This window comes from Streptomyces sp. bgisy027 (genome assembly GCF_057710365.1).
Window position 1 is genome coordinate 50838 of record NZ_JBYIVZ010000034.1, and the last position, 12884, is coordinate 63721.

General features: G+C 70.1%; 12 protein-coding genes and 1 pseudogene. 8 read left to right on the forward strand and 5 right to left on the reverse strand.

Annotation, left to right across the window (positions count from 1 at the left end; all coding sequences use genetic code 11):
• Window positions 1-71 precede the first annotated feature (71 nt).
• On the forward strand, window positions 72-602 hold the full coding sequence (locus AC3ETA_RS30495) for a gamma carbonic anhydrase family protein (protein ID WP_432196105.1): 531 nt from the start codon (window positions 72-74) through the stop codon (window positions 600-602).
• A 92-nt stretch (window positions 603-694) separates the two neighbouring features.
• Here AC3ETA_RS30495 and AC3ETA_RS30500 read toward each other — a convergent pair whose 3' ends face one another.
• Complete coding sequence (locus tag AC3ETA_RS30500) at window positions 695-1339, reverse strand: DedA family protein (RefSeq protein ID WP_432196106.1); 645 nt, start codon at window positions 1337-1339, stop codon at window positions 695-697.
• Window positions 1340-1794: 455 nt separating this feature from the next.
• Complete coding sequence (locus tag AC3ETA_RS30505) at window positions 1795-3756, reverse strand: RICIN domain-containing protein (RefSeq protein WP_432196107.1); 1962 nt, start codon at window positions 3754-3756, stop codon at window positions 1795-1797.
• A gap of 360 nt (window positions 3757-4116) precedes the next feature.
• Between AC3ETA_RS30505 and galU the strand changes: the two genes are divergently transcribed.
• Window positions 4117-5091 carry a UTP--glucose-1-phosphate uridylyltransferase GalU gene (gene galU, locus AC3ETA_RS30510; RefSeq protein ID WP_432196108.1) on the forward strand — a complete coding sequence of 325 codons (975 nt, stop codon included), beginning with the start codon at window positions 4117-4119 and terminating at the stop codon, window positions 5089-5091.
• A gap of 69 nt (window positions 5092-5160) precedes the next feature.
• On the opposite strand, the gene AC3ETA_RS30515 is transcribed toward galU, so the two are convergent.
• A complete protein-coding gene (locus AC3ETA_RS30515; protein ID WP_432196162.1) occupies window positions 5161-5598 on the reverse strand; it encodes a DUF4442 domain-containing protein in 438 nt (145 codons plus the stop codon).
• A 200-nt stretch (window positions 5599-5798) separates the two neighbouring features.
• On the opposite strand from AC3ETA_RS30515, the pseudogene AC3ETA_RS30520 reads away from it, so the two are divergent.
• Window positions 5799-6821, forward strand: a pseudogene (locus tag AC3ETA_RS30520) (MFS transporter); the annotation flags it as partial.
• A gap of 74 nt (window positions 6822-6895) precedes the next feature.
• Here AC3ETA_RS30520 and AC3ETA_RS30525 read toward each other — a convergent pair.
• Window positions 6896-8248 (reverse strand): NsdA family TPR-like regulatory protein, encoded by a 1353-nt coding sequence (locus AC3ETA_RS30525; RefSeq protein ID WP_488187650.1) that lies wholly within the window; start codon window positions 8246-8248, stop codon window positions 6896-6898.
• A gap of 267 nt (window positions 8249-8515) precedes the next feature.
• On the opposite strand from AC3ETA_RS30525, the gene AC3ETA_RS30530 reads away from it, so the two are divergent.
• On the forward strand, window positions 8516-9079 hold the full coding sequence (locus AC3ETA_RS30530; protein WP_432196110.1) for an ATP-binding protein: 564 nt from the start codon (window positions 8516-8518) through the stop codon (window positions 9077-9079).
• Window positions 9080-9389: 310 nt separating this feature from the next.
• The gene (locus AC3ETA_RS30535; protein WP_432196111.1) at window positions 9390-9686 is read left to right on the forward strand and encodes a hypothetical protein; all 297 of its coding nucleotides are present in this window, start codon (window positions 9390-9392) and stop codon (window positions 9684-9686) included.
• A 407-nt stretch (window positions 9687-10093) separates the two neighbouring features.
• Here the strand turns inward: AC3ETA_RS30535 and AC3ETA_RS30540 are convergent, their stop codons facing one another.
• The gene (locus AC3ETA_RS30540; RefSeq protein ID WP_432196112.1) at window positions 10094-10873 is read right to left on the reverse strand and encodes a GntR family transcriptional regulator; all 780 of its coding nucleotides are present in this window, start codon (window positions 10871-10873) and stop codon (window positions 10094-10096) included.
• Between the two features lie 165 nt (window positions 10874-11038).
• Here AC3ETA_RS30540 and AC3ETA_RS30545 point away from each other — a divergent pair, with 165 nt between their 5' ends.
• Genes AC3ETA_RS30545 through AC3ETA_RS30555 form a run of 3 tightly spaced genes read left to right on the forward strand, consistent with a single transcriptional unit; the run spans window position 11039 to window position 12881 of the window.
• Complete coding sequence (locus tag AC3ETA_RS30545) at window positions 11039-11386, forward strand: SCO3933 family regulatory protein (protein WP_432196113.1); 348 nt, start codon at window positions 11039-11041, stop codon at window positions 11384-11386.
• The gene (locus tag AC3ETA_RS30550) at window positions 11386-12687 is read left to right on the forward strand and encodes an FtsK/SpoIIIE domain-containing protein (RefSeq protein WP_432196163.1); all 1302 of its coding nucleotides are present in this window, start codon (window positions 11386-11388) and stop codon (window positions 12685-12687) included. The genes AC3ETA_RS30545 and AC3ETA_RS30550 overlap by 1 nt, the downstream gene beginning before the upstream one ends.
• Window positions 12684-12881, forward strand: coding sequence for a hypothetical protein (locus AC3ETA_RS30555; protein ID WP_031486518.1), 198 nt, complete (start codon window positions 12684-12686; stop codon window positions 12879-12881). Before AC3ETA_RS30550 ends, AC3ETA_RS30555 begins: the two co-directional genes overlap by 4 nt.
• Window positions 12882-12884: the final 3 nt, after the last annotated feature.

Consider the following 12884-nt stretch of genomic DNA (forward strand, 5'->3'; position numbering starts at 1 on the left):
CCTGGGGCTGTGATCTTCGCCCCAACGGGTGGCGTACGGTTCGTCTACGACGTCGGTGACAGGAGAGGGCGATGACGCAGAGCGCGCTGGTCATGGGTATCGGGGGCCGGGAACCGAAGATCGACGAGGCCGCGTTCGTGGCGCCCACCTCGTCGGTGATCGGGGACGTGACGCTGGAGGCGGGGGCGAGCGTCTGGTACGGCGCGGTGGTGCGCGGTGACGTGGAGCGGATCTCCGTCGGGGCGCAGTCGAACATCCAGGACAACTGCACGCTCCACGCCGACCCCGGCTTTCCCGTGAACATCGGGGAGCGGGTGTCGGTCGGTCACAACGCCGTGGTGCACGGGGCGACCGTCGGGGACGACTGCCTGATCGGGATGGGGGCGACCGTGCTGAACGGTGCGGTGATCGGGGCCGGTTCCCTGGTCGCCGCTCAGGCTCTGGTGCCGCAGGGCATGGAGGTGCCGCCCGGGTCGCTGGTCGCGGGGGTGCCGGCGAAGGTGAAGCGGGAGCTGAGCGAGGAGGAACGTCAGGGTGTGACGCTCAACGGCACCTTGTACGCGGATCTGGCGAAGGCTCACCGGGAAGAGCACGGGGCGTAGGCGCACGCGGTCTGCGGATTCGTCGCGGTTGATCGCGCCCGCGCGGCGGAGCCCCCCGTGTCAGAAGCAGCCCCGCGCTCCTATGGGCCGCTTCAGTCTCCGGCGGCCACCGGTTCCGGTTCCTGGTGGGCGAGCTGCGTCTGCTTCGCCTTGCGCTTGATGATCAGCATCGACGTCAGGCCGACCAGGACCGCCGCCACCAGGCCCAGCCACGAGAAGCGCTTCAGCCAGGACTCGGCCACCACTCCGACGTAGTAGATGACGGCCGTGGTGCCGCCCGCCCAGACGATGCCGCCGAGGACGTTGGCGGTCAGGAACTTCCAGTACGGCATCCGCAGCACGCCGGCGAGCGGGCCGGCGAAGATGCGCAGCAGGGCGACGAAGCGGCCGAAGAAGACGGCCCACATGCCCCACTTCTCGAAGGAGCGCTCGGCCGTCGCGATATGGGCCTCGCTGAAGTGCCTGGGGAACTTGGAGCCCAGCCAGGCCAGCAGGGGGCGGCCGCCCTTGCGGCCGATGGCGTACCCGATGGAGTCGCCGATGATCGCACCCGCGGTGGCGCAGGCGCCGAGCACGAAGGGGTCGATCTCACCGTGCTGTGAGGCGAGCAGCGCCGAGGAGACCAGGATGATCTCGCCGGGCAGCGGGATGCCCAGGCTCTCCAGGCCGATGACCAGGCCGACCAGCAGATAGATCGCCAGCGGGGGCACCGTTTCGAGCCATTCCTGGACGTGCAACGCCGCTTCCTCTCGTGTGCTGGACCCTGTGTTCCCGGCGCACGCTCGACCGTGAGCGTGCGCCGGGGAAGCCTACCTGTTCTGTGTGACGGTCTCGGCGTCCCACAGGTTGCACCGATGCGCACTGTGCACAGTGGCGCTCGGCACGTTCCCGCCGGCGGGCCAGGCGCGCGGCGCCGGCACGCTGCCGGGCCGGTCTCCGCTGCTCGGCGTTCGGCGGGGTCCGCAGGCCGAAGTGCTTGCAGAGGTACTGCACCTCGTTGGCATGGGTCACGCCGAAGTCGAAGTCGGTGCCGAGGTTGTGCAGCGGGGCGAAGGGCGGGGAGGTGCGGTCGGCGAACTCCTGCGCGCAGATCTTGCCGCGTCCGGCGAGCGTGCCGTCGAGGCGGAGCGCCGGGCAGCCCCCTACGAACGCCTACGGCAGAAAGCCCAAGACCCACTGTCATAGGCGTCCGTCAGCCGCACACCCAGGGGAGGGCGGAGCCGAGCGTCGTCATCGCGGTTCCGACGACCGGGGTCACCGTGTCCGTCACCTGGGCGGGAAGGGGCACGGCGGGGGCGTCGGCCATCGCCCCGTCTCCGGAGTCGGCCTGGACGTACCGCGTCTCGTACGGCGGCGGCGCGGGCTCGGCCGGCCGGTGCGGCCCGTCCTGCTCCGGCTCGGTGCCGGGCGGTTCGGGGATGGGGCCGTGCGGGGACCCGCGGTCGGGCTCGGCCGGCGCGATGTCCTGTTCCTTCTTGTCGCCGCGCTCCTCTACGCCTCCCTTCTTGCCGCCCGGCCCCTCCTCGTCGCCCTTCTGGAGACCGTTGTCCCGCCTCTCCGTTCCGCCGGCATCGGCGAGGCCGCCGTCGAGCATCCAGCGCTGGGGCATGGAGCCGTCCCGTTCGGCGACGACCACGCTGCCGCCCTTTCCGCGGGCGACCGCCAGCCGCTCGGTCCGGCGCAGCAGGAGCTCGCCGTGGACCGTGAGGTCGTAGCGCGTCTCGCCGGCGTGGGCGAGGCAGTCGGCCAGGACGACCGTGCCCTCGTCCGAGTCGGAGTCCGAGTCGGAGTCCGAGTCCGAGTCGGAGTCCGAGTCCGAGTCGGCGTCGGCGTCGGCGCCGGCGTCGGCGTCCGCGTCGGAGGAGTCGAGGCAGAGGGTGGGGTCGACGGCGCTGCGCAGCACGCCGTTGTCCCGGTACGACCACTGCTGGGACGCGGCGTTCGAGCACTCCGTCAGTTCGGCCGGCGCTCCCGCGCGGACCCGGCCGGCGCGGAGGTCGAGGCAGAGCCCGCCGTCGAGGTTGCGGAGCCTGCCCTGGGCGATCTCGACGGGGTCCTCGGCCGAGGCGGCGGACGGGGTGCCGCCGGACGAGGGCTCGGACCGCGTGCCGGGGTCGACGGTCCTGCCACTGGCCACGCCCCAGGTGGCGTGTGCGTCGGGGATGCCGTTCTCGTCGGACCAGCCCTTGGCGGTGAGCACGGTCACCAGCAGGACGAGGGAGGTCAGACCGACACCCACGGCGACGGCCCTGCCACGGGTGCGCGGCGGGGCGAGGCGTGCCGGGCGGTGGCGTCCGCCCCGTCGGCGGCGGTCGCCCTCGGTGGGTGAGGAGCCCCCGCGCCCGGGCCGGGAGCCGAGATAGCGACGGGCGCCCCAGCCGAGCACCGTCTCGGCGAGCAGCACCTCCAGGCCGCCCTCGAAATGACTGAGCTGTTCGGCGGCGTGCCGGCAGTAGCGGCACTCCATCAGATGCCGCTGGACATCGGGCAGCAGTGCGCCGCCGCGGCGAATGGGGACGTCGAGGAGGCGGTTGTAGTAGCGGCATTCCCGACCGGGTGCGAGTTCGCCGTGGGCGCGGACGCAACCCCTGCGGAATTGCTCGCGCACGCCCTCCAGCGCGGCCGAGGCGGTGGATGTGTCGACCCCCAGCAGACCGGCGGGTATGGTTATCGGTTCCGCTTCGACCTCGGTATGCCAGAGGAGGCATTGCGAAGCGCCCGGAAGGGCCCGGAACGCCCGCTCGGCGATTTGCCGCCTTTCGGGCGTCGTGGGCCTCGCGGCCCGCAGCCCGCGCCCACCGGTCGGTTTGCCGAGTTCCGGCAGCAGGGCGGAAATTGCGTCATCGGCCGCCCACTCCTTCACCATGTCCCGTACGGCGACCAGCAGTTGGGGGCGCAGCGCGCCGGGAGCCGGCCGGTGCAGCACGCGCCGGAACGCGGCGGCGGCCACCATGGCGGCCGAACTCTCCGTGGCGGCCAGGCAGATGGCCGCATAGTCGTGGGTCGCACGCCAGTGTCGCGCCATCAGCAGCGCGACGGTGCGGGGGTTCGCGCCGTCCTCGCCCAGGCTCGCGACGAGATCGCGGTCGGACTCACCGGGGCTCGCCCCGGGCCGTGGGGGGTACGGCGGTCGTGGGGGGTAGGGGGATTGCACTGAACCATTTCCTTCCCAGCCGCAGGACGGCACGGGGAATGCACGTCCTTCGGAAAAGCAGGCGCCTGATTGGTGCATACCTGGGCCGGCCATCAGGTGACCGGCTATCGGGCCGCTCACTTTCGCACAAGCGACGCACAGGAAACAAGAAGTTCGGTGACCGACGTTCAAGAAGCGAGAAATTCAAAAGGAGTTACCGCCGGTATCCGTACCGGCTTTCGAAATCGCAACCGGAGCGACCGCCAGGTTGTGTGCACGCAAGGAACATCGATTCACGGAATCTTCAACTCCGCATACCGCACAGCAAGCTCCGAGCATTCTCTCGGCCCGCTCTCATCCGGGTGCCGCAGCATGGGCCGCATGATCGCCCCCCACACGACACCCGCCCCCGCTTCAACCCGCAAGGACCGCACGGACCGCAAGGACCGCACGGTCCGCAAGGCCGTGGTCCCCGCCGCGGGCCTCGGAACCCGGTTCCTGCCCGCGACGAAGGCGACGCCCAAGGAGATGCTGCCGGTCGTCGACAAGCCGGCCATCCAGTACGTCGTCGAGGAGGCCGCGGCGGCCGGTCTCGACGACGTACTGATGATCACCGGCCGGCACAAGCGGGCCATCGAGGACCACTTCGACAACGCCTTCGAGCTGGAGCAGGCCCTCGCGGCCAAAGGCGACACCGTACGACTGGACGCGGTGCGCGACCCCGCCCGGCTCGCCGACATCCACCACATCCGCCAGGGCGACCCGCTCGGCCTCGGCCACGCGGTGCTGTGCGCCCGCCGGCACGTCGGCGACCAGCCCTTCGCCGTACTGCTCGGCGACGACCTCATCGACCCGCGCGAGACCCTGCTGAGCCGGATGCTGCAGGTGCGCGACCGCCGCGAGGGCAGCGTGATCGCCCTGATGGAGGTCCCGCCGGAGCAGATCCACCGCTACGGCTGCGCGGCCGTGGAGCCGTCCGGCGAGGACGGGGTGGTCCGTGTCACGGGCCTGGTGGAGAAGCCGTCGCGCGAGGACGCGCCGAGCCACTACGCCGTCATCGGCCGCTATGTCCTCGACCCGGCCGTGTTCGGCGTCCTGGAGCGCACCCCTTCCGGCCGCGGCGGCGAGATCCAGCTCACCGACGCGCTTCAGGAACTGGCGGCGGGCGGCACGGTCCACGGCGTCGCGTTCGACGGCCTGCGCTACGACACCGGCGACAAGGCCGACTACCTGCGCACGGTGGTACGGCTGGCGTGCGAACGGCCGGATCTGGGAGCGGAGTTCACAGCCTGGCTGAAGGAGTTCGTGGCAGGTCTGACGGAGGGCGGAGCCGGACGAGAGCGGCTCGCCGCCTGAGGGAGCGGTCCCGGACGAAAAGCGCAGGGGCCCGCGCGGGGCCCCTGCTCACCGACGTGCCGCCGGAACTCAGCCGTTCGGCCGCAGGGTCCACACCACGGTCATGACGCCGGTGACGGCACCGTCGCCACGCTGGATCTCGATCGTCACCGGGAACTCGGGGCGCTCCCCCGCGTCCAGCTCCGCGACGACCTCGGCCGCCGGGCGGCCCAGGGTCGCGGTGGCGGTGACGGCACCCATGGCGAGCTTCTTGTAGGCGATCTCGGCGCTGACGGCGAGCGGCACGGCCCGCGAGAGCTGGTCGCCGAACGCGGCCAGCACGATCGCGCCGCTGGCGGACTCGCCGAGCGTGAACATCGCGCCGGCGTGCGGACCGCCCACGTGGTTGTGGTACTCGCTCTGGTCCGGCAGAGCCACCACGGCCTTGTCCGGCGTGGTCTCCAGGAACTGGAGGTTCAGGGTCCGGGCCATGGGCACGGTGGCGGCGAGCATCTCGCCGATGGACATCTGGTCTGCGCTCATGACGGTCATGTTACCCATGAGTAGGAATTTGGGAACAGGCTGCGCAGGATGTGACGAGCGTCGTATGCGCGAGCTGCCCGGCCGCCCTCGCCAGAGCGACACGGAGGCGGCCCGAGCGGCCCTCGACGAGCCCCTGACCTGCAATCCGTTTGGCAAATCGGCGCCGGGGCGGGGATAGTCTGCCGGTGACCTCCCCCGTCGACCTCCGCCGTCGCTCCGGCCGCCCCGCCTGGGCGGGCCGCAACTACAGCCTGCTGACCGCCGCCGCGTTCGTCACGAACCTCGGCAGCCACGGCGCGCTGATCGCCGCGGCGTTCGCGGTGCTGGAGGCCGGCGGCGACGGTGGCGACGTGGGCCTGGTGGCCGCCGCCCGCACCCTGCCGCTGGTGCTGTTCCTGCTGATCGGCGGCGCCGTCGCGGACCGCCTCCCCCGGCACCGGGTGATGGTCGCGGCCAACACCCTGAACTGCCTCTCGCAGGCGGCTTTCGCCGTGCTGGTCCTGTCCGGGGAGGCCGAGCTGTGGCAGATGATGCTGCTCACCGCCCTCGGCGGCACCGGTCAGGCGTTCTTCAGCCCGGCGGCCGAGGGCATGCTGCTGTCGTCGGTCGAGGGCGAGCAGGCGAGCCGGGCGTTCGCCGTCTTCCGGATGGCGATGCAGGGCGCGGCGGTCGGCGGTGCCGCGCTGGGCGGTGCCATGGTGGCCGCGATCGGGCCCGGCTGGGTACTGGCGGCGGACGCCGCGGCCTTCGCGGTCGCCGGGTCGATGCGGGCGTTCCTCGACGTCGGTCACATACCGCAGCGGGTGCGCGGCGGCGGCATGCTCGCCGATCTGCGCGAGGGCTGGCGGGAGTTCGCCGGACGGCCGTGGCTGTGGGGCATCGTCGTCCAGTTCTCCATCGCGAACGCGGTCGTGGGCGCGGCCGACGCCGTCTACGGCCCCCTGGTCGCCCGGGACCATCTGGGCGGGGCCGGTCCCTGGGGCCTGGCGCTCGGCTTCTTCGGGGCGGGCACCGTCGCGGGCGCCCTGCTGATGACCCGCTGGAAGCCGCGCCGCCTCCTGCTCGCCGGCACCCTGTGCGTCTTCCCGCTCGCCCTGCCCTCCGCCGCGCTGGCCGTACCGGTGCCGATCGCCGTGCTCTGTGCGGTGATGTTCCTGACCGGCGTGACGCTGGAGGTGTTCGGCGTCTCCTGGATGACCGTGCAACACCTCAGCGAATGTACCTTTTGCTCTCCGCGAACATGTGAGGCCCTCCTGTTGAGGAGGGCCTCGGCGGTGTCGGGTCAGAAGGGAAGCTCGGGCCTGGCGGCGCCTCGCTTGATGGTCGTGATCTGTTCGTGGAAGTCGCGCGTCCGGGCTTCGCGCGGGTACCTAGCACGTAGCTCCTTGTCCAGCTCGTCAGCGACTAAAAGCAGGGACGGGAGGGACTTGCGATCAGCTTCCAGGGCAGTGGTGCCCATGCCGATGGCTTCTTCGATCTCGCCCATGCGGGCGGCGGTGACTCCGAGCGTCAGGCGGGCTTCTGCGGCGCGCATGGGCGAGACCTCGGTCCCATCGGGGCCGGTGCTGATGCGGATCACTGACCGGGCGTGGGCGGCGGCGCGCTCGTCGTCTCCGAGGAGACGGTATGCGTCCATCTCGTAGAAGTCCCACTTGTCCGGGTCGATGATGAAGTGATGTTCTGGGTGGTCGGGCTTGGGAAGTCGGTCCAACCTCGCGCGCCCGGCATCGAGAGAGTCACGGACCAGGCGGGCGTCTCCCATGCGCGCGGCGGCGCGGGCCTTGTGGGCATAGAGCTGGACGCCTACGGAGTGTGTCTGGTCGGCCATGTGTCCGGCCTCGACCGCGTTGAGCATGTCTTGCCAGCGGCTCTGGGTGAGGGCGAACCATGCCTCGATCTCCCACGCCCATGCCTTGATCTCGCCGTGCCCGGCCTCCTCACCGATCCGGAGTGCTGCGGCCTTGCTCAGATTGGCAGCCTCGCGCTGGCCTCGGTCGTACTGGACGCACGCGTTGAGCAGGAAAAGCCATCCGGCGTCGACGAGTAGTTCCCGGTGCTGGCGCAGGGTCACGCGGCCTTCGAGCTGCTTGGTGACGTAGTTCAGGCCGTTTCGGGTGCGCTCGTGCAGGTAGTCGGCATTGGCGTACGGGTAGGCGCGGGCCAGTTGGTCGATGCCCTCTTCGATCGACTCCAGGGCGGCGCTGTTGATGCTCGACATCTCGGTGCGGCGCAGCATCTCGGCGATGTCCCATATTCCTGCACCGCCCTGCGCGATCAGTGTGCTCGGGTCCTCCGGCTGGGTGGTCTTGGCCGACTGCTCCAGCTCCCACGGACGTGGGGAGAGTCCTGCGAGATGGCCGGGGATGCGTAGGCCGTCCACGACTTCCAGGATCTTGTGGAACTGCGTGATACGTGGGCGGACGCCCATGCCGTCGGTCTCGGGGCGGGCCATCTTGCCGATGTGCTCGCGCTTGTAGCCGACGGCTTCGGAGATCTTGGCGTAGCTGACGTTTCCGTGGATCTTGGCGAGTCGGAAGACTTCGCCGAAGTCGTGGTTGGCGATTGCCGACCGCACGTCTGCGCGTTCCAGAACGTGAGGCGGCAGAGCGGCCGGTGTCGGTGCGGCTACGGTCATCTCACTTCCCCATCGTGATTGACCAGACGTCTCTACTGGTTCGTTCTACTCTTTCGATCTTCGTGCCCCGTCTTTCGGGCGAGTCTACCCAGGGGCTTTCCCCAGTGGAGGGGCCCAAGTGGTCTCAGGAAGTGCCCGATTGGCCTGGGGGTCCCCAAGAGGGGGGTCCCCAAGTGGGGGGAGCGACGGCAGAGGCATCGCGTGCAGCCTCGGGTCACCCTGCCGGGAGAGCCTCGGCGGGCGTGATCAGGGTCGGTGATCTGTGTCATGGGTGCGAGGAGAGTGCGGCGGCCGGAAGACCTGGCCAGCGAGTTAGACGCATACGCCCACTGGTTTGTGGTGCCGGATCCGTCCTCCGGGCACTTCCTGACGCTGACGCTCTTCGCCGAGTGCAGCAGCACGGGGCGCGTTGCGCGTGACACGACGTCCGTGTTCCTTCGCGGTGCAGTTCCGGACGATGTCATGTACGACGCGCGGCTGGCCGTGTCGGAACTGGTCGGGAACGTCGTGAATCACGTGGTGCCGGACCGTGGCCTGGCCCATGCTGGCGGCGCTCGGCGCATCGACGTGACCTTCAAGCTCTACCCGAAGTGGCTGTTCATCGGGGTTGCGGATGAGGACTCAACGCCCCCGCTGCTGCCCATGGGTGACTTCTACTCGCCGGAGTTGGTGACGGAATTCTCAGAGGCGGTCCTGGCTGACAGTGGCCGTGGGCTGATGCTCACTCAGCGGATGGCGGCGGCGGTGTGGTGGACACCGAAGCAAGGCGGAGGCAAGACGGTTTGGTGCCGCTTCGATCTTGATGACGGAGCCGGACGCGTCCCGTCCTGATGATCTCCAGGCTGCCGCTCCAGTGCCCCACCCGTGTTGAGGGAGCGGCGGTCAGGGGCCGGAGGTAGATCCTCCGGTGATCGGGGCGTGGCTCCTCGGGACTGTCCGCCGGGATCCCCACCCGGCCCCAGGGGCCACGCCTCACAACCTCATACCGAGACCGGACCACCCCCGCGCCTGGCAGCAACCGGGGTGGTCCGGGAGGGGACACAGCGATCCCCGGTGCCTGATGGTACCGGGGTCGTTGTGCTGTGCATCCGCCCTGGGCCAAAGAGAGTTGACGATCTGTTACCAGAGCGGGAGTGACGCGGTGACTGGCGCTAATGATGAGTGGATCGGTGACGGGCTCGACGCGACGGGCGCGGACTTCGGGCTCTGGGTGTCTGGTGTCGACTACATCGCCGGTTGGCGGGACGCGAGGGAGAGTGCCGACCGGCTCAACCGCGCGTTTCTGGCTGCGGGCTTCGAGCTGTCGGAGTTACGGGCCGTCGGCTCGACGTACGACGACGGGCGCGGGGTTGTCCGCTTCGTGGGCTGGCCTGGTGCGGTGGAGCGGCTCGCCCGGCTCCTGGAGGCGCGTGCGAATGGCGGCGGTGGTGCGGCGTGAGGGGCTTTTCCGCTGGTGAGCGGTGCGCGTGGGCACGTCGCCGGCCGCAGAGACTTTGGGCGGTAGCTGCCATGGGGCGAGTGAACAGGGGGCCTTACGCTCGCCAGCGGATCGGGCAGTCCTTGGACCTGCCCGCAATAGCCCGATCGGCCCCCTGTTCTTCGAGGCTCGCCCCATGGGAGCTGCCTAAAGTCTCGGAGGCCGTCGACCCCCAGCCCACCACGCCCCGGCCTGCGACGGCCGGTCGACGCCTCGACTCCTTGAGCGTGCTGCGGGTGGGGGCGTCGGGCGTCCGGACGGGATCGGCGGCCACGCCGCACGCCCGGCCGGGGCGGCCAGGCGCCCCGGCGCGCCGCAGGCGCGCCCTTGAGGAAGTGAAGGCTGTTTCGACCGATGCCGGTTGCTGGTCAGGCGCGGGCGCGTCGCGCGGACTGCTTGTCGGCGGTGATCCGGTAGGCGAGTTCGGCACGGTCCGCGCCGAAGCGAAGTTCTTCGAGGAACAGCGGGCGGTCGTCGGTGTCGTGGGTGACGCGGGCGATGTGCAGGATCGGTGTCGCGTCCGGGAGTTTGAGGGCGGTCCGCTCGTCGGGCAGGGGCATGTGGGCGCGTACCGTCTCGGTCCATGTCAGCTTGCGGCCGTCCTGGGTCAGCAAGCGGTAGATGGCTGCTGGGCGCGTGCGGGGCTCCTCGGCAAGCATCCGGATGCCGCCCGCGGCCTCGAAGGGGATCAGCGTGCGGTGCATCGCACGCGTGCCGGTGCCTGGATCGATGAGCAATCGGTCGCATCCGAACAGGGCTTCTTCCTCGTCGAGTTGGAGGAGTCGGCCGGTGGCCTTCGTGGTGTGGGTGCGGTAGGTGCTCGGCTCTTCGGCCTCCTGCCAGATGTCGCCGTTGGGCATGACGAACTTGCCCTCGGCGGTGCGGCTGATGCGGCGCTCGATGGTGAGTACGGGCTGCCCGCTGGAGCGTACGAAGCTTCCCTTGCCGTGGCGGACGTCGATCAGGCCTTCCGCACGCAGTGCCGCGATGGCGTTGCGGACCGTGGGGCGGGAGACGCCGTAGCGGGCCATGAGCTGGGCTTCGGATGGCAAAAGGGAGTCGGGCTCGAACTCGCCGGACAGGATCGCTTCTCGGATCGCGGCGGCCACCTGCTGGTAGAGGGCTCCGGGGCGCTGGATCTCTGACATCTCGGCATCTCCGGGTTGAGGTCGTAGTCACGTCGCACGCGCGACATCACTCGTCAGCATAAGTAGTTGCGCTCTCGCCGTACAGGACTTCATAGTCGTAACTCGTAAGGACAAGTGACGTCAGCATCAGAGCTGGTGTCCCTACTGGCCAAGGAGGCCAAAGCAATGCAGTCCATTCCCGTGGACACGGCGCGGCTCGGCGTACTGCGGTGCGCCAACGCGCCTGAGGTGAAGTTCAGCAACTCCGAGACACAGGAGGTGAAGAAGGACCGTGACGGCAATCCGGTCTACACCGTGGCCGTCACAGTGCGGCCGGACGGGCGCCGTATCTCCGTCATCGAGATCGCCGTCAGTGGCGAACCGAAGGGCATCGAGCCGGGCCAGGTCGTCAAGGTCACCGGACTGACGGCGTTCGTCTGGTCGATGGGCGACCGCAACGGCGTCAGCTTCCGCGCCGACACGATCACGCCCGCTCACGGAACCCCGGTGCAGGGGAAGGGCGGTGACGCGTGATGGGGCCGATCCTGCTCGCCCTCGGCTTGGCCGCGCTGGCCTGGGCGTTCGTCGTCGGTGACCTGGTGCGTCGGCATCGGCCGGTCTGGCACTGGTACCTCGTCGGCTACCCGGTCACCGCGTGCCGGGTCATGGCGACCTGGCGCAAGGTTGCCATGCTCAACGACCTCGCCGTATCCCGTCGTCCGCCGCGCGGCCTGCTCGGCGATGTGGTGGTCAAGGGCGATCCGCTGCGGCCGCTGGCTCCCCGCTTCTCGTTCCCCCGCGCCACCCGGATGGGCCTGACCGTGACGGTGCGGCTCCACGCGGGGCAGACCCCGGCGACGTATATGAAGGCGGCTGACGCCCTGGTGCACGCGTGGAAGGTCCACGCGGTCCGGGTCACCTCCCCGGAACGCGGGCTCGTGCTGCTGACAGCAACGGCCACGGACCCGCTTCAGCGGCCCGGCCTCGCCACGGCCCCGGCCGAACTCCTCTCCGCGCTCATCGGCGTCCTGGAGAGCGGCGGTGCCTGGGTCATGAACCTGCGGCTCGTGCCGCACTGGCTGATCGCCGGGGCCACCCGCTCCGGCAAGTCCACCCTGCTGGCCCGGCTCATCACCCAACTCGCCGGGCAGCCCGTCGCCCTCGTCGGCATCGACTGCAAGGGCGGCATGGAACTCGGCCTGTTCGCCGGACGGTTAAGCGCGCTGGCGACCTGCCGACGCGAAGCGGTCGCCGTGCTCTCCGCCCTGGTGGTCGACATGCAGGACCGGATGAGCGCGTGCAGGTCGGCCGGAGTCCGCTCTGTTTGGGAACTGCCCGACAAGCTTCGGCCGGTGCCAGTCGTCGTGATCGTCGACGAGATCGCGGAACTGTACCTCTCGGACGGCACCCGCGAGAGCAAGGCGGAAGCCGAACAGTGCTCCACCCTGCTGTTGCGGCTGGCCCAGCTCGGAGCGGCGCTCGGCCTGCACCTGGTCGTAGCCGGACAGCGGGTCGGCTCCGACCTCGGCCCCGGCGTCACCGCCCTGCGGGCCCAGCTCGGCGGCCGCATCTGCCACCGCGTCAATGACCCCGGAACGGCAGAGATGACCCTGGGCGACCTGAACAAGGACGCCGTAGCCGTCGCTCAGTCGATCACCTCGGAAGAACGCGGCGTGGCCGTCTGCACCGGCCCCGACGGCGGATGGAACCGTGCCCGCTCCCACCTCACACCGACCGAGGAAGCCGTCTCGACGGCTCGGAAACACGCCGCCATGACCCCGGAACTGCCCGCCATAACCCACGCCCTCGCGGCACTGGAAGGAGACGACAAGTGATCAGCGAAGGCACGGCGTTCACGTTCGCGGTGATCTTCGGAATCATCACCGTCCTCCTCGTCCGCTCCCGCGACGTCCGCGCCTGGGAAGCGGTCTGCGTCGGCCTCTTCGGCCTCTACCTCGGCCAGACCCCCGTGGGCCTCACCGCCCACGAACTCGTCACCTGGATGATCAACGGCTTCTCCCACACCTGAGCA